The organism is Microbacterium sp. LMI1-1-1.1, assembly GCF_040815675.1.
Classification (GTDB): Bacteria; Actinomycetota; Actinomycetes; order Actinomycetales; family Microbacteriaceae; genus Microbacterium.
Window position 1 is genome coordinate 996,934 of record NZ_JBFPNN010000001.1, and the last position, 16,338, is coordinate 1,013,271.

At 74.0% G+C, this 16,338-nt stretch carries 14 protein-coding genes; 4 read left to right on the forward strand and 10 right to left on the reverse strand.

The window, feature by feature from the left end:
- Positions 1-269: 269 nt before the first annotated feature.
- Positions 270-2,249 (reverse strand): DEAD/DEAH box helicase, encoded by a 1,980-nt coding sequence (locus tag MRBLMI1_RS04670; protein WP_367726989.1) that lies wholly within the window; start codon positions 2,247-2,249, stop codon positions 270-272.
- Between the two features lie 265 nt (positions 2,250-2,514).
- Here MRBLMI1_RS04670 and MRBLMI1_RS04675 point away from each other — a divergent pair, with 265 nt between their 5' ends.
- A complete protein-coding gene (locus MRBLMI1_RS04675) occupies positions 2,515-3,432 on the forward strand; it encodes an SGNH/GDSL hydrolase family protein (RefSeq protein WP_367726990.1) in 918 nt (305 codons plus the stop codon).
- Between the two features lies 1 nt (position 3,433).
- Positions 3,434-3,733 carry a putative quinol monooxygenase gene (locus MRBLMI1_RS04680; RefSeq protein ID WP_367726991.1) on the forward strand — a complete coding sequence of 100 codons (300 nt, stop codon included), beginning with the start codon at positions 3,434-3,436 and terminating at the stop codon, positions 3,731-3,733.
- Between the two features lie 55 nt (positions 3,734-3,788).
- On the opposite strand, the gene MRBLMI1_RS04685 is transcribed toward MRBLMI1_RS04680, so the two are convergent.
- On the reverse strand, positions 3,789-4,595 hold the full coding sequence (locus MRBLMI1_RS04685) for a TrmH family RNA methyltransferase (protein WP_367726992.1): 807 nt from the start codon (positions 4,593-4,595) through the stop codon (positions 3,789-3,791).
- Positions 4,596-4,695: 100 nt separating this feature from the next.
- Positions 4,696-5,898, reverse strand: a complete 1,203-nt coding sequence (locus MRBLMI1_RS04690) for an amidohydrolase family protein (RefSeq protein ID WP_367726993.1) — start codon at positions 5,896-5,898, stop codon at positions 4,696-4,698.
- A 233-nt stretch (positions 5,899-6,131) separates the two neighbouring features.
- On the opposite strand from MRBLMI1_RS04690, the gene MRBLMI1_RS04695 reads away from it, so the two are divergent.
- Entirely contained in the window at positions 6,132-6,980 is an 849-nt protein-coding gene (locus MRBLMI1_RS04695) for a Sir2 family NAD-dependent protein deacetylase (RefSeq protein ID WP_367726994.1), read from the forward strand.
- A 46-nt stretch (positions 6,981-7,026) separates the two neighbouring features.
- Entirely contained in the window at positions 7,027-7,614 is a 588-nt protein-coding gene (locus MRBLMI1_RS04700) for a histidine phosphatase family protein (protein ID WP_367726995.1), read from the forward strand.
- A gap of 170 nt (positions 7,615-7,784) precedes the next feature.
- Here the strand turns inward: MRBLMI1_RS04700 and MRBLMI1_RS04705 are convergent, their stop codons facing one another.
- The 7 genes from MRBLMI1_RS04705 to MRBLMI1_RS04735 are packed head-to-tail and all read right to left on the reverse strand — an operon-like array spanning position 7,785 to position 16,293.
- The gene (locus MRBLMI1_RS04705) at positions 7,785-8,594 is read right to left on the reverse strand and encodes an HpcH/HpaI aldolase/citrate lyase family protein (protein ID WP_367726996.1); all 810 of its coding nucleotides are present in this window, start codon (positions 8,592-8,594) and stop codon (positions 7,785-7,787) included.
- Positions 8,595-8,640: 46 nt separating this feature from the next.
- A complete protein-coding gene (locus MRBLMI1_RS04710) occupies positions 8,641-9,108 on the reverse strand; it encodes a MaoC family dehydratase (RefSeq protein ID WP_367726997.1) in 468 nt (155 codons plus the stop codon).
- Positions 9,105-10,280, reverse strand: a complete 1,176-nt coding sequence (locus tag MRBLMI1_RS04715) for an acyl-CoA dehydrogenase family protein (RefSeq protein WP_367726998.1) — start codon at positions 10,278-10,280, stop codon at positions 9,105-9,107. Before MRBLMI1_RS04715 ends, MRBLMI1_RS04710 begins: the two co-directional genes overlap by 4 nt.
- Entirely contained in the window at positions 10,277-12,274 is a 1,998-nt protein-coding gene (locus tag MRBLMI1_RS04720; protein ID WP_367726999.1) for an acetyl/propionyl/methylcrotonyl-CoA carboxylase subunit alpha, read from the reverse strand. The genes MRBLMI1_RS04715 and MRBLMI1_RS04720 overlap by 4 nt, the downstream gene beginning before the upstream one ends.
- A 2-nt stretch (positions 12,275-12,276) precedes the next feature.
- Entirely contained in the window at positions 12,277-13,842 is a 1,566-nt protein-coding gene (locus tag MRBLMI1_RS04725) for a carboxyl transferase domain-containing protein (protein WP_367727000.1), read from the reverse strand.
- Positions 13,843-13,861: 19 nt separating this feature from the next.
- On the reverse strand, positions 13,862-15,292 hold the full coding sequence (locus MRBLMI1_RS04730; RefSeq protein WP_367727001.1) for a dihydrolipoamide acetyltransferase family protein: 1,431 nt from the start codon (positions 15,290-15,292) through the stop codon (positions 13,862-13,864).
- Positions 15,289-16,293, reverse strand: coding sequence for an alpha-ketoacid dehydrogenase subunit beta (locus MRBLMI1_RS04735; protein WP_367727002.1), 1,005 nt, complete (start codon positions 16,291-16,293; stop codon positions 15,289-15,291). Before MRBLMI1_RS04735 ends, MRBLMI1_RS04730 begins: the two co-directional genes overlap by 4 nt.
- Between the last annotated feature and the right edge of the window lie 45 nt (positions 16,294-16,338).

Sequence of the window (16,338 nt, forward strand, 5' to 3'; positions counted from 1 at the left end):
TCCGAACCGCGTCTTCCCGCGGATCTCGGACGCCGGATGCCAGTGTTTCGGGCGCGCGAAACGGACGGCGGACCGCGGGTTCGCGCCGGCCGTCGCGGGCGTCGCGCGCGCGTCGCCGGCCATTGCCCGCGCACACTGCAGGACCGACCCACAGGCCCGCGCCACTCCCGCCCCATCCGTGCCCACCCGCACCACCGGCCCTGCAGAGTGCCCGCGACACGAACGAACGCGCGGGGCGAACGCGCGCGACACGAACGAACGCGCGCGCGTCAGGAGTGGACGCGCTTGCGCAGCACCTCGATGCGCGCCTGCAGCTGCGCCACGGTGGCGTGCGAGACGGCCGGGCCGCCGCAGATCCGCCGCAGCTCCGCGTGAACGAGCCCGTGGGCCTCGCCGCTCTGCCGGGCGTAGAGCCCGACCATGCTGTTCAGCAGCTGCCGCTGCTCCTTCAGGGTGCGGTGCAGCGGCTGCGGCAGGCCACCCTCGTCCACCGTCGGCGGCTCCTGCCCCGCGGCCTTCTCGTTGGCCTCGCGGGTGGAGCGGTGGCGCGACTGCCGGGTCGCCCGCGACATGAGCACCTCGTGCACCTGCTCGGGCTCGAGGAGACCCGGGATGCCGAGGAACTCCTCCTCCTCGACCGTCCCGGGCACGGCGAGCTGACCGAACTCCTGCCCGTCGAACATCACGCGGTCGAAATGGGCGAGCGAGCCGAGCGCTTGATACTCGAACTCCTGCTCGAGCGCGTCGGACGCCTTGTCCTCGCGCTCGGCGGCATCCATCATGTCCTCTTCGGCGTTCCACTGGTCGTCCGCGTCGCTGTCGCGGTCGAGGGCGTGGTCGCGCTGCGCCTCCATCTCGCCGGCGAGGGCGAGCAGCTGCGGGACGTTGGGGAGGAAGACGCTCGCGGTCTCGCCGCGACGGCGGGCGCGGACGAAACGGCCGATGGCCTGGGCGAAGAACAGCGGGGTCGACGCGCTTGTGGCGTACACGCCGACGGCGAGGCGCGGGACGTCCACGCCCTCGGACACCATGCGGACCGCCACCATCCAGCGGCTCGTCCCCTTCGAGAACGTCTCGATGCGGCCGGACGCCTCCGCCTCGTCGGAGAGGACGACGGTGACCTTCTCGCCGGAGATGTCCTCGAGGATGGCGGCGTATGCCCGGGCGGCCGTCTGGTCGGTCGCGATGACGAGGCCGCCGGCATCCGGGACCGTCTCGCGCACCTCGGTGAGGCGGCGGTCGGCGGAGCGGAGGACGGCGGGGATCCAGTCGCCGTTCGGGTCGAGCGCGGTGCGCCAGGCCTGGGAGGTGATGTCCTTCGTGTTGTCCTGCCCGAGCTGTGCCTCCATCTCCTCGCCGGCCTTGGTCCGCCAGCGCATCTGGCCGGCGTAGACGAGGAAGAAGACGGGGCGGACGACGCCGTCGTCGAGGGCGCGCCGGTAGCCGTAGGCGTAGTCGGTGCGCGAGAGGCGGATGCCCTTCTCGTTCGGGTGGTATTCCACGAACGGAATGGGCGCGGTGTCGCTGCGGAACGGCGTCCCCGAGAGCAGCAGGCGGCGGGTGGCGCGGCTGTACGCCTCGCGGAGCGCGTCGCCCCAGCTCAGCGCATCGCCGCCGTGGTGGACCTCGTCGAGGATGACGAGGGTCCTGGCATCCATCGTCAGGCGCTGGTGGACGTCGGCCTTGACCGCGACCTGGGCGTACGTGACCGCGACGCCGTGGTACTGCCGGGACGGCGTGGCGTGCCGGTTGGAGAAGTACGGGTCGAGACGGATGCCGACCCGGGCCGCAGCCTCGGCCCACTGGGTCTTGAGGTGCTCGGTCGGGGCGACGACGACGATGCGGTCGACGACCCGACGGCGCATGAGCTCGGACGCGAGGCGGAGGGCGAACGTCGTCTTTCCGGCGCCGGGGGTCGCGGCGGCGAGGAAGTCACGGGGACCCTTGCCCTCGCCGTCGGGTCCGTCGAGGCCGAAGTACAGGTCGAGCGCCTCGGCCTGCCACGCGCGCAGGCGCTGGGCCGTTCCCCAGGGCGCGCGCTGCGGGAACGACGGCGACAGATGCTCGGCGGCGAAGGAGCCGAAGTGCGTCTCGGAGCCGAGGTCGCCCTCGGGGACGGCGCCCGGGGCCGGCTGATCGGCGACGGGGGCGGTCGCGTCGGCGGGGGCGCCGTGCACGGGTGCGACGGGACGGTCGGCCAGGGCGTCGGCCGATGCGAGGGGTGTGGTGCGTATCTCGTCTTCCAGCATCGAACCTCCATCCCTCGCGAGCGCGAACATCCACGATAGGTCACGGCGGCGACGCCCGCGCCCCGGGGGTGTGCGGCCACCACCCCGTCCGACCGGCGCCGCCCGCGAGAAACGCCGTCTGCACCGAGGAACGCCGGGTGCGACCGTTTCTCGGTGCAGCGAGCGTTTATCGGCAGAGGGATGGGGGCGGACGGATGCCACGGCTCCCACCCCCGCCGCCCTTGCCGTGTCGGGGGGCGGGGTTAGCCTGGGGACGGAGGTTTCGATGACACTCGATCCGCACTCGCCCCGCACTCCGCAGAACAGCACCGCGCCCGCCCGGCCCGACGACACGGCCGCCGCCGCGTCGGACAACCCCGGCCCGCACCCCTGGCGACGATACGTCGCGCTCGGCGACTCCTTCACCGAGGGGATCGGCGACCCGCTGCCCGAGGGCGGGCACCGCGGCTGGGCCGACCGCGTCGCGGAGGTCCTTGCGGCCCAGGTCGAGGACTTCGCCTACGCGAACCTCGCCGTCCGCGGCAAGCTCATCGGTCAGATCGTGGCGGACCAGATCGAGCCGGCCCTCGCCCTCCACCCCGACCTCATCACGTTCTCCGCCGGCGGCAACGACGTCATCCGCCCCGGCACCGACCCCGACGCGGTGGCGCAGCAGTTCGAGGACGCGGTCGTACGGCTGCGCGGCCAGGGCGCCACGGTCGTCGTCTTCACGGCGATCGACACCGAGTTCACGCCGGTGTTCCGCGGCATCCGGGGCAAGGTCGCGATCTACAACGAGAACATCCGCGCCATCGCGGACCGGTACGACTGCGTCGTCGCGGACCAGTGGGGCCTCAAAGAGGTGCAGGACATGCGCTTCTTCGACGACGACCGCCTGCACTACAACGCGCTCGGTCATCACGAGGTCGCCCGCATGGTCCTCCGTGCCTTGAATGTGCCGAACGACCTGCAGCCGATGCAGCCGCAGGCGCTCCCGCTCATGAACTGGCGCGCCGCGCGCGAGAAGGACCTCGTCTGGGCCCGGTCGTACCTCGTGCCATGGGTGCTGCGCCGACTGCGCCACCAGTCCTCGGGCGACCACGTCGTCGCGAAGCGTCCGGAGCCGCTGCCGGTCGTCACCCTGGCGCCCGGACCGGATGCCGCCGGCCCCGACGCCCGCCGCCCGCACGGCACGGAGGTGTGACGTGCCCTTCGTGAACGCCGGCACGCTCGGCACCGAACCGGGCCGACGGGAGGAGCTCGTCGGCATCCTGGTCCGCCGGAACGACGCCCTGCGCGAGCTGGGCTGTCAGCTGTACGAGGTGGGCACGAACGAGACGCCCGACACGGTGTTCGTCGTCGAGGTGTGGCGAGATGCCGACGCGCATCGCGCGTCGCTGGAGCACCCGGACGTCCGCGCCGCCATCGCCGAGGCCCGGCCGCTGCTGAACGGCGAGTTCGGCGGGTTCCGCTTCGACGTGGCCGGATCGCCTTTGCGCGACTGACGGCACGGCCCGATCCCCGCGCCGGCTCGGCGATCGCCCGCCGTACCCCGCGCGCTCAGCGCTGCGCGCGCCCCAGCTCCCACAGCGCGACCGCGCTGGCGGCGGCGACGTTGAGCGAGTCCACTCCCCCGGCCATCGGGATCGTGACGACCGTGTCGGCCGCGGCCAGCGCCCCGCGGCTCAGCCCGTCGCCCTCGGCCCCGAGCAGCAGGGCGACGCGCTCGTGCCCGGCCGCCGAGAAGGCGTCGAGCGGCACGGCGTCGTCCGAGAGGGCGAGCGCTGCCAGGTGCAGTCCGGCGTCACGGAGCAGCGGAGCGGCCGACGACCATTCGGGCAGACGCGTCCACGGCACCTGGAAGACGGTGCCCATCGACACGCGCACGCTGCGCCGGTAGAGCGGGTCGGCGCAGCGCGGGGTGACGAGCACGGCGTCGGCGCCGAGCGCGGCGGCCGACCGGAACGCGGCGCCGACGTTGGTGTGGTCGACGATGTCCTCGAGCACCACGACGAGCCGCGCCCCGGCGACGACGTCGTCGACGGACGCGAGCGCCGGACGGTGCATGGATGCCAACAGCCCCCGGTGCACCGTGTACCCGGTGACCCCCTCGGCCACCTCGGACGCCACGACGAAGACGTCGACATCGACTCCGACGAGCGCCACCGCGTCGTCGACGAACTTCTCCTGCACCAGCACCGAGCGGGGACGGTGTCCCGCGCGCAGCGCCCGGTCAAGCACCTTCGACGACTCGGCGATGTAGAGGCCGCCGGCCGGTTCGGCGACGCGGCGCAGCGACACGTCGGTCAGGTCGCGGTAGTCGGCCAGGCGCGGGTCGGCGGCGGAGTCCACGGGGATGAGGGGCATCCCTCCACTCTGCCAGCCGACCGGTCCGCGAGACGCCGACCCCCGCGCACGACGCACCCTTCACGCAGAACAGGACGCCCGCGGCATCCCTCCCCCGGATTCAGGCGACGTGCAGCACCCGCCCGCCGCCGACCACGAGCGCGCGCTCCGGCTGGCGGACGAGCGCGTCCATCGCGTTCTCCGCATCGAGCAGGACGATGTCGGCGCGGGCACCGGCGACGAGGTCGTGCACCTCGCGTCCGACGGCCCAGCCCGCGGCGCTCGTCGCCCGCTGCACGACCCGCAGCAGGTCGTCGTCGCGCACGAGTCCCCCAGCCCGCGCGTACTGCCACGCGATGCCGAGCGTGTCACCAGTGCCGTAGGGGCTCCAGAGGTCCCGGATGCCGTCGGTGCCGAACCCGAAATCGATCCCGGCCTCCTCCAGCTCGCCGAGGGGCAGCTGCGGCAGGCGCAGCGGGGCGACGGTGGTCATCGTGACCCCCGCGGCCCCCATCGCGGACAGCAGGTCGCGACGCCGCGCGGGCTCGAGCTGCGCGACGGCGAACCCGTGCGCGATGTTCACGCGGCGCTGCAGGCCGAGCCGTTCGACGCGTTCGACCACCAGCTCGATCTGGAACGCCCCGAGCTCGGCGGGGTCGTGCAGGTGGATGTCGACGCCGACGCCCGTCTCGGCTGCGAGCCCCAGGACCGCGTCGATCTGCCCGACCGGGTCGCGGTCGATGGTCGCCGGGTCGAGCCCGCCGATCCACCGCACGCTGTCCCGTCCGGCGGCCTCGCGCAGCAGGTCGAGCACCCCGGGCCGGCGCAGCACCCCGTCCTGCGGAAATGCGACGATCTGCACGTCCAGCGCCTCGCCGTAGGCTCCGGCGGCGTCCTCGACGGCATGGATGCCGCGCAGCCCCACCCCCGTGTCCACGTCGACGTGACTGCGGATCGCGGTGGTGCCGTGACGGACGAGCTCCTTCAGCACGCGCGCCGCGCGCTCGGCCGACGGGATGCCGAGGGCGTCGCGCTCGGCCCGCTCGTGACGGATGCGGCCCTCCGTCGTCGGCTCACCGCCGGAGGACTGCCACGGCAGCCCCCACCAGGACTTGTCGAGATGGGCGTGCGCGTTCACGAGACCGGGCAGGGCGAGCAGGTTGCGCCCGTCGAACTCGCGGGCGCCGACCGGGTAGGTCGCGGGGGCGGTGACGGCGGTGATGCGTCCGTCGGCGAGGGCGATGTCGACGGGCTCGCCGCCCCAGGGCCGCACCCGTCGTATCGCGGTGACGTCGAGCGTGGGGATGGGGGGCGTGGAGCTCATCGGATCGTTATGGGCGGCGCGACCGGCGACGACCCGGCCGCCCCGCGGGTCGGGCCCATGGCATCCATCCTCCTTCGTGCACGCGGCTCGCGCCCGACGGTAAACGCTCTCCCGTGGGCGAAGCGCCGTGTCGCGTCGTTTCCACCGGGCCGGAGCGTTTACACACCCCGGCGGTCCTCCGCGGGGCTCGACGTCGACGCCCCGATCTACACTCGGACAGGACGGAGGTGCGCATGACGGACACGACACGGGATGCCGGGACGGAGGCATCCATCGACCGTGCCGTCGAGGTGCTCGCCGGTCGTCGTGTCGCGGTCCTGACCGGCGCGGGCGTCTCGACGGACTCGGGGATCCCCGACTACCGCGGCAAGGGCGCGCCGACGCGGACGCCGATGACGGCGCAGCAGTTCCTCTCCAACGAGGACGCGCGGCGGCGGTACTGGGTGGGCAGCCACCTGGGGTGGCGTGTGTTCGCCGCGGCGCAGCCCAACGGCGGTCACCGCGCCTTGGCCGCCCTGGAGCGGGCCGGCGTCGCCAACGGGGTGGTCACGCAGAACGTCGACGGTCTGCACGTGCGCGCGGGCAGTCACCGCGTCGTCGAGCTGCACGGCACGATGCGCCGGGTCGGCTGCCTCCACTGCGGCCAGGTGTTCGACCGGCGCGATCTGGCCGAGCGGGTCGAGGCCGACAACCCCTGGATCACGATGCCCGAGAACGTCGAGCTCGGCCCGGACGGCGACGTGACGCCGGCGTCGGCCGAGGGCTTCGTGGTGCCGACGTGCTCGGTGTGCGGCGGGACGCTCAAGCCCGACGTGGTCTTCTTCGGCGAATACATCCCGCTGGAGAAGTTCCGCGAGGCCGAGCAGCTCGTCCACGCGGCGGGTGCGCTCGTCGTGGCGGGGTCCTCCCTCGTGGTGAATTCCGGCATCCGCCTCGTCGAGCGGGCACGCCGTCGCCGATTGCCGGTCGTCATCGTCAACCGCGGCGAGACCCGTGCCGACGCCCGCGCGAGCGTCAAGATCGACGGCGGCACGACCCACGTGCTCGAAGAGCTCGCCGCGCGCCTGCCCGCCCTCCTGTGACGCCTCGCCCGGCCGACGGCCGAGCCCGCCGGGTTAGGCTCGGACGGTGACGATCCTCACCCTTGTCCGCCACGGCGAGACCGACTGGAACGCCGGCGGTCGCATCCAGGGCTCGACCGACATCCCGCTGAACGCGACCGGTCGGGCGCAGGCGCGCGAGGTCGGCGAGATCCTCGCCGCGGAGTACGCCGGCCGCGCGGCCTTCGTCGTCTCCAGCGACCTGTCCCGCGCCGCGGAGACGGCCGACGTCATCGCGGCGGCCCTCGGCACGAGCGTCGCGCGGCGCCTGCCCGGCCTGCAGGAGCGCTCCTACGGCGATGCCGAAGGGATGGATGCCGCCACCTTCTACGCCACGTACGGCCCCTGGCACGCGGCGAACGTGCCGAACGCCGAGGCGTGGCCGGTCGTGCGCGAGCGCGCCCTGGCCGCGCTGGCCGAGGCCGTCGCCGCGGCGCCCGCCGACACCGACGTCATCGCGGTCGCGCACGGCGCGCTGATCCGCGAGGTCATCATGCACGCGACCGACGGGGAATTCCCGCGCGAGGGCGAGCGCCTGCCGAACTGCTCCGTCACGACGTTCCGCCTGGACGACGAGGCGTGGGAGATGCTGGCCTACGCCGGCGTCGCCACCTGACCCCGGTCCCCCTCGCGGGCTCTCCCCCGCGCCCCCCTGCCCTTCTGCCCCTGCGCTGACGTGGCGCACACGTACGCGGCGCGGGTACCCCCGCGTACATTCGCGCCACGTCACGGCCGAAGGCGCGAGCTACCGGCGGGCAGTGGCGGGAGCAACGGCGCCGGCGCGGGTCAGCGCTCGCGCTGCAGCACCCGACGCGCGTGCCGCAGGATCGGCTCGTCGATCATGCGACCCCGGAAGCGGAACACGCCGCCCTCCCCCTCCGCCGCGGCGAGCACCGCACGGGCCCATCCGACCTCCGCGGAGGACGGCGCGTACGCCGAACGGATGGTCTCGACCTGACCCGGGTGGATGCAGGCGGTGGCGGCGAACCCGGACGCCGCGGCATCCCGAGCCTCCTCCGCCAGGCCGTCCACGTCGGCGATGTCGACGTGCACCGCGTCGATGGCCGCCTTCCCGGCCGCCCCGGCCGCGAGCAGCACGCGTGCCCGGGCGAGGCGCGCGACGTCGCGGTAGGTGCCGTCGTCGCGGCGGCTGGCGGTGCCGCCGAGGCTGGCGACGAGATCCTCCGCCCCCCACATCAGTGCGACGACGTGCGGAACGGCGGCGAGCTGCTCGGCGGCGACCACCCCGCGAGCGGTCTCGCACAGCACGACCACCTCGTACCCGGACAGGGCGGAGAGGGATGCCACGTCCTCCGCCTTCGCGACCATGACCCGGCGCACGCGGGTCGCGGCCAGCGCGGCGAGGTCCTGCGCGAAGTCCTCGCTCCCGGGGGCGTTCACGCGCACGACGAGGCGGTCGGGGTCCGGGTCGGCGTCGACCAGCGCCGCCCGCGCGGCGGCCTTCGCGTCGGGGGCCACCGCATCCTCGAGGTCGAGGATGGCGGCATCCGCCCGGTCCAGCGCCTTCGCGAGACGGTCGGGACGGTCCCCGGGGACGAACAGCAGGGCCGGCCCGAGATCGAACGCACGGGTCATCGTGCTCCCTCCCCGCGTCGCCGACGCGCCGGCGGATCTGCGCGGCTCATCGCCCTCTCCCCTCGCTCCAGACGAGGACCGTCCGCGTCGCCGTGGCCACGATCTCGTCGTTCTGCGAGCGGCCGGTGTGGGCGAGCACGACGACGCCCTGCCCGGGCCGCGAGGCGGAGGGCCGGACCGACACCACCTCGGTCTGCGCGCTGAGGGTGTCCCCGACGAACAGCGGGGCGGGGAAGCTCACGTCCGTCAACCCGAGCTGGGCGACGAGCGTGCCCTGCGTCAGCTGCGCGACCGACAGGCCGACGAGGGTGGACAGCGTCCACATCGAGTTGACGAGGGGCCGCCCGAAGGGCTGGGTCGCCGCGTAGGCGGCATCCAGGTGCAGCGCCTGCGTGTTCATCGTCAGCGTCGTGAAGAGGACGTTGTCCGCGTCGGTGACGGTGCGCCCGGGCCGGTGCGCGTACCGCTCGCCGACGACGAACTCCTCCAGGTACAGGCCGCGCTGCTCGATCATGCCGCCACGGTACCGGTGAGCCCGAGCGCCCGCGAGATGACCATGAGCTGGACCTCGGTGGTCCCCTCTCCGATCTCGAGGATCTTCGAATCCCGGTAGTGGCGCGCGACGGGGTACTCGTTGATGAACCCGTTGCCGCCGAACACCTGCGTCGCGTCGCGCGCGTTCGCCATGGCGGCGTCGCTGGCGGTCATCTTCGCCACCGCGGCCTCCACCGAGAAGGGCTTCCCGGCGTCGCACAGCCGCGCCGCGTGCACCCACGCCAGTCGCGCGGTGTGGACACGGGCGTGCATGCGGGCCAGCAGGAACTGGATGCTCTGCCGCGTCGACAGCCGCTCGCCGAAGACGGTGCGGCTGCGCGCGTAGTCGACGGCCGCCTCCAGGCATCCCTCCGCCGCCCCCGTCGCGAGCGCCGCGATGGCGACGCGCCCCTCGTCGAGGGTGCGCAAAAAGTTCTTGAACCCCTGCCCGCGCTCGCCCAGCAGGTTCGCCGCGGGCACGCGCACGCCGTCGAAGGTGAGGGGGTGCGTGTCGGACGCGTTCCAGCCGACCTTGTCGTAAGCGGGCCCCACGGTGAAGCCGGGGGTGCCGTTGGGCACGATGATCGTCGAGATCTCGGGCCGGTCGCCGGTCCGGCCGGTGACCGCCGTCACGGTGACGAAACGGGTGATCGCCGTGCCGGAGTTGGTGATGAACTGCTTCGACCCGTCGACGACCCACTCGTCCCCGTCGAGACGGGCGGTCGTGCGCGAGGCGCCCGCGTCGCTGCCCGCCTCGGCCTCGGTCAGCCCGAACCCGGCGAGGGCGCGTCCGGCGACGAGGTCGGGCAGGTACTCGTCCTTCTGCGCCGGGGAGCCGTAGCGGTAGATCGGCATGGCTCCGAGCCCGACACCGGCCTCGAGGGTGATCGCGAGGGACTGGTCGACGCGCGCGATGCCCTCGATCGCCACGCACAGCGCCGCGTAGTCGCCGCCCTGTCCGCCGACCTCCTCGGGGAAGGGCAGCCCGAACAGCCCGAGCTCGCCCATCTGGGCGACGATGTCGAGCGGGAGCTCGTGCGCGCGGTCCGCCTCGTAGGAGCGGGGCGCGACCACCTCGTCGGCGAACTCCCGCACCATCGTCCCGAGCTCTCGTTCGTCGTCGGTGAAGGCCTGCTGGCTGTCGATGCTCACGGGTGCGTCTCCTTGAGAGAAGGGGTGGGAAGGGATGCCGAGGACGCGACGCGATCGCGGACCCCGGACGGGAGAGGGACGTCGATGGATGCCGCGGCGTCGACGTGATCGCGAGGCCCGACCTCCCCGGGGGTCACGGTCGCCACGACCGCGTCGCGCGCGACCTGGGCGCCGACGGCGACGCGGACGCGCACGATGCCGGCGTGCGGGGCCACGACCGTGTGCTCCATCTTCATGGCCTCGATCGTGAGCAGCCGGGCTCCCGCGTCGACGACCGCGCCGTCGGCGGCGTAAACGGCCACGACGGTGCCCGGCAGCGGAGCGACGAGCTCCGGGGCGACGGCTCCCGGCGCGCGACCGGCCGCGGCGCGTCGGCGGGCGGCGGCGTCCCGCCGCGACACCAGCCGCAGACGGTGCGCCGCGCCGTCGGCGTGCACCCAGTACTCGACCGGACCGCCCGTGACGACGGCGCCGTCGGCGGCGCCCGGGGCGACGTCGTGCATCCGTCCGGCGTCGTCCTCCAGGACCACCGTGCGGGGAGCCTGTGCTCCGCCGGCGCGCCAGGCCCCGACGCGACCCCAGACCGAGCCGTCGGCGGGGGGCGCGGCATCCCTCTCCGCCCGTTCCGCGACGGCGGCGAGCGCGGTCTCCGACGGGGACGGGACCGCGGGCGTGCCGCGCCGGTCGAGCAGCCCCGTGTCGAGGTCGCCCGCCTGCACGGCGGGGTCGGCGAGCAGCGCCCGGAGGTCGGCGATGTTCGTGTCGACGCCGAGCACGACGGTCTCGGCGAGCGCGGCGTCGAGCCGGGCCAGGGCGGTGGCGCGGTCGGGTCCGTGGGCGACGACCTTGGCGATCATCGGGTCGTACAGGGCGCTGACGACGCTGCCGGCCTCGACGGCACTGTCGACGCGGGCGGAACCGGGATGCCACCGGCTCACGGTCCCCGTCGCGGGGAGGTAGCCGCGGGCCGGGCTCTCGGCGTAGACGCGCGCTTCGATCGCGTGCCCGTCGAGGCGGACCGCGGGCAGGTCGAGGGCGAGTCCCGCGGCCATGCGCAGCTGCTGCTCGACGAGGTCGATGCCGGTGACCAGCTCCGTCACGGGGTGCTCGACCTGCAGGCGCGTGTTCATCTCGATGAAGAACGGCTCGTCGACCCGGTCCCCGGCGACGAGGAACTCCACGGTGCCCGCGCCGAGGTAGCCGACGCTGCGGGCTGCGGCCACGGCGGCGTCGCCGAGGCGCGCGCGGGTCGCCGCGTCGACCACGGGTGAAGGCGCCTCCTCGATCACCTTCTGGTGCCGCCGCTGCAGCGTGCACTCGCGCTCGCCGAGGGACACGGTCGTCCCGTCCGCGTCCGCGAGCACCTGCACCTCGATGTGCCGCGGCCGGTCGAGCAGCCGCTCCAGCAGCAGGGTGTCGTCGCCGAAGGCGGCGGCGGCCACGCGGCGGGCGGTGGCGAGCGCGTCGGCGAGGTCGTCCGGGCCGGTGGCGACCGTCATCCCCTTGCCGCCGCCGCCCGCCGAGGGCTTCACGAGCAGCGGATATCCGGCGCGATCGGCCTCGTCCGCGATCCGCGCGTCCGACAGGCCCGCCGCCGAGAACCCCGGCACCGTGGGGACGCCGTGCCTCGCGACGTGCTGCTTCGCCCGGATCTTGTCCCCCATCACCTCGAGCGCCTCCACGCCCGGGCCGACGAACACGATCCCCGCGGCGACGCACGCGCGGGCGAAGCCGGCGTTCTCGCTGAGGAAGCCGTACCCCGGGTGCACGGCCTGCGCCCCCGACGACACCCCCGCCGCGATCACGGCGTCGACGTCGAGGTACGACGGCACGCGTACGGCGTGGTCGGCGTCGCGGACGTGGGGCGCGGCGGCATCCACGTCGGTGAAGACGGCGACGGAACGGATGCCGAGACGCCGGAGCGTCCGGAACACGCGGCGCGCGATCTCCCCGCGGTTGGCGACGAGCACGGTCGAGAAGAGGGGGTCGCTCACGATCACATCCGGAAGAGGCCGAAGCCCCGGTCGGCCAGCCGCACCCGGCTGACGACGTCGAGCGCGAGCCCGAGCATCGTGCGGGTGTCGACGGGGTCGATCACGCCGTCGTCCCAGAGCCGGGCGGTGGCGTAGTACGGGTCGCCCTGCTCCTCGTAGCGGGCGCGGATCGGTTCCTGGAACGCGGCGTCGTCGGCATCCGTCCACTCCTGTCTGCGCGCGACGCGCTGATCGCGGGTGACGGTGGACAGGACGGATGCCGCCTGCGCGCCGCCCATGACGGAGATGCGGCTCGACGGCCACGTCCAGAGGAACCGCGGGTCGTACGCGCGGCCGCACATGGCGTAATTGCCCGCGCCGTAGGAGCCGCCGACGAGGACGGTGAGCTTGGGGACGCGGGTCGTGGCGACGGCGGTGACCATCTTGGCGCCGTCCTTGGCGATGCCGCCGGCCTCGGCATCCCGTCCCACCATGAACCCCGTGATGTTCTGGAGGAACAGCAGGGGGATTCCGCGCTGGTCGGCGAGCTCGATGAAGTGCGCGGCCTTGAGGGCGGACTCGCTGAAGAGCACGCCGTCGTTCGCGATGATCCCGACGGGGTGTCCGTGCAGGCGCGCGAACGCCGTGATGACGCTGTCGCCGTAGAGGGCCTTGAACTCGTGCAGGGACCCGCCGTCGACGAGGGTGTCGACGACGGCGCGCATGTCGACCGGCTGGGCGACGTCGGCCGGGACGATGTCGTAGAGATCCCGCGGGTCGCGCGCCGGGTCCGTCGGCGGGAGCACCTCCCACACCGGTGCGGGGGCGGGCGGGAGGGTCGCGACGATGTCGCGGACGATCTCGAGCGCGTGCTCGTCGTCGTCGGCGAGGTGGTCGACGACCCCCGAGCGGCGGGCGTGCAGGTCGCCGCCGCCGAGCTGCTCCGCGGTGACGTCCTCGCCGATGGCGGCCTTGACCAGCGGCGGCCCGCCGAGGAACACCGTGCCCTGGTTCCGCACGATCACGCTCTCGTCGCTCATCGCCGGGACGTACGCCCCGCCCGCGGTGCACGAGCCCAGGACGGCGGCGATCTGCGGGATGCCGCAGGCCGACAGCTGCGCCTGGTTGCGGAAGATCCGGCCGAAGTGGTCGCGGTCGGGGAACACCTCGTCCTGCAGCGGCAGGAACGCCCCGCCCGAGTCGACGAGGTACACGCACGGAAGGCGGTTCTCGAGCGCGATCTCCTGCGCTCGGAGGTGCTTCTTGACTGTGAGCGGGAAGTACGCGCCGCCCTTCACGGTGGCGTCGTTCGCGACCACCATGACGTGGCGGCCGTGGACGAGACCGATCCCGGCGACCACGCCCGCCCCCGGCGCCTCGCCGCCGTAGAGCCCGTGCGCGGCCAGCGGCGCGACCTCGAGGAACGGGCTGCCCTCGTCGAGCAGCCGGTCCACGCGATCGCGGGCCAGCAGCTTGCCGCGGGCGGTGTGCCGGGCGCGCGCCTCGTCGGACCCGCCCCGCGCGGTGCGGGCGAGGGTGTCGCGGAGGGCCCCGGCGAGGCTCTCCTGGGTCGCGGATGTCGTGCTCATGGTGCGGTTCCCTTCCGGCTCAGCGGAGCAGCATGGCCCGGCCGGGCTCCCGCAGGACGCCGGCGACGTCGGTGAGGAACCGCGCCGCCTCGGCGCCGTCGACCAGGCGGTGGTCGAACGACAGGCTCAGCGTCACGACGTCGCGGAGGGCGATGGCGCCCTCGTGCTCCCACGGCATCCGTCGCACCGCCCCGACCGCGAGGATTCCCGCCTCCCCCGGGTTGAGGATGGGCGTGCCGGCGTCCACGCCCAGGACGCCGACGTTCGTGATCGAGAAGGTCCCGCCGGTCATCGCCGCGGGGGCCGTCCGACCGGCGCGCGCCGTCGCGGTGAGCTCGGCGATCGCGTCGGCGAGGTCGACGAGCGCGAGACGGTCGGCATCCGGCACGTGCGGCACGACGAGGCCGCGGTCGGTGGCCGCCGCGATCCCCAGGTGGACGTAGTGGTGCGTCACGATCTCGCCGGCCTCCTCGTCCCAGCGCGCGTTGAGCGCCGGGGTGCGTCCGAGGGCGAGGCAGGCGGCCTTCGCGACGACGGCCAGGATGCCGATGCGGTGACCGTCGAGGGCGCGATCGCGGGTCAGCGACCCGAGCAGCTCGGTGGTCGCCGTGACGTCGACCGTGAGGAACGTCGTGGCGTGCGGAGCGGTGAACGCGCTGCGGACCATGGCGGCGGCGGTGTGCTTGCGCACCCCGCGGATGGGCGTGCGCGTGACCCGGTCGTCAGCCGCCGCGGCGGCACGCGGCGACGGGGCGTTCTCTCGCGCGGCGAACGCCTCGACGTCCTCCCGGGTGACGACCATGCCCGGCGCGGTCGTCGCCGCCACCTCCGCCAGGTCGATGCCGAGGTCCTTGGCGAGCTTGCGCACCGGCGGGGTCGAGCGCGGGCGCTCCCCCGTCGTCTGCCCGCCGGGCAGCGGCTCGGCGTCGTGGGGCATCACGTCGTGCGGTGCGGCCGCGTGCACGGCGGCATCCCGGTCCAGAAGCGTGCCGGCGCCCGTCCGCGGGCGGCGCCGGGGCCGGTCGCCGCGGGTCGGGGCGGCGCCGTACCCGACGAGGTTGGGTGTGGCCCGGGTCTCCCCGTCCCCCGTCTCGGCCGTCGTGCGGAGATCCGGGACGACACGCCGCCCGGCGGCGGCCCCCACCGGCGTGTCGGCCGTGGACTCCGCGGGACGGCGGGCGGGATCGGATGCCGGCTCGGTGGCATCCCCTCCCCCGACCTCGAACGAGACGAGGGGCGCGCCGACCTCGACGACGTCTCCGGCGGCGGCGTGCAGTCCGCGGACCACGCCGGCGTACGGGGAGGGGATCTCGACGATCGCCTTGGCCGTCTCGACCTCGGCGATGGTCTGGTTGAGGGTGACCTCGTCGCCCTCGTCGACGTGCCACTGGACGACCTCCGCCTCGGGCAGTCCCTCGCCGAGGTCGGGCAGCAAGAAGCGCTCGATCATCGCGCCACCTCGCCCGGGACCCGGTCGCACACGATGTCGACGGCGTGCAGGATGCGGTCGAGGTCCGGCAGGTGGTGCCGTTCGAGTTTCGCCGGCGGATAGGGGATGTCGTGCCCGGTCACCCGCTGCGGCGCGGCCTCGAGGAACGTGAAGCACCGCTCGGTGATGCTCGCGACGATCTCTGCACCGACCCCCGCCTCGCGGGCCGCCTCGTGCGTGACGACGACGCGACCGGTCTTGCGGATGGATGCCGCCACGGTCGACATGTCGAGGGGCGACAGCGACCGCAGGTCGATCACCTCCAGCGACAGGCCCTCGTCCTCCGCGGCGAGCGCCGCGTCCAGCGCGACACGGACTTGCGCGCCGTACGTGACGATGGTGGCATCCGTCCCCTCCCGCGCGACGCGGGCGAGGTGCAGCGGCGGGGCGTCGGCGAGGTCGAGGTCGAGGTCGACCTCCCCTTTGGCGTGGTACAGCCGCTTCGGCTCGAAGAAGATGACGGGGTCGTCGGAGGCGATCGCCTGGCGGAGCAGGAGGTGGGCGTCCTGCGGGGTCGAGGCGGCCACGACGCGCAGACCCGCGGTGTGCACGAAGTACGCCTCCGGCGACTCGGAGTGGTGCTCGGCCGCGCCGACGCCACCCGCCCACGGGATGCGGATCACCAGCGGCATCCGGACGCGCCCGTTCGTGCGGTAGTGCAGCTTGGCGACCTGGCACACGATCTGGTCGAACGCGGGGTAGACGAAGCCGTCGAACTGGATCTCGACGACCGGACGGTAGCCGCGCATGGCGAGACCGACCGCGGTGCCGACGATCCCGGCCTCGGCGAGCGGGGTGTCGATGACGCGGTCCGCCCCGAAGCGCTCGAGCAGGCCGTCGGTGACGCGGAAGACGCCGCCGAGGCGGCCGATGTCCTCGCCGAGCAGCACGACGCGGTCGTCGTCCGCGAGGGCGCCGGCCAGGGCCGCGTTCACCGCGGCGCCGAGAGTCAGCGCGACCATCAGGCGACCTCGTCCTGAGCGCCGGTGGGGCATGCGACCGTGAGA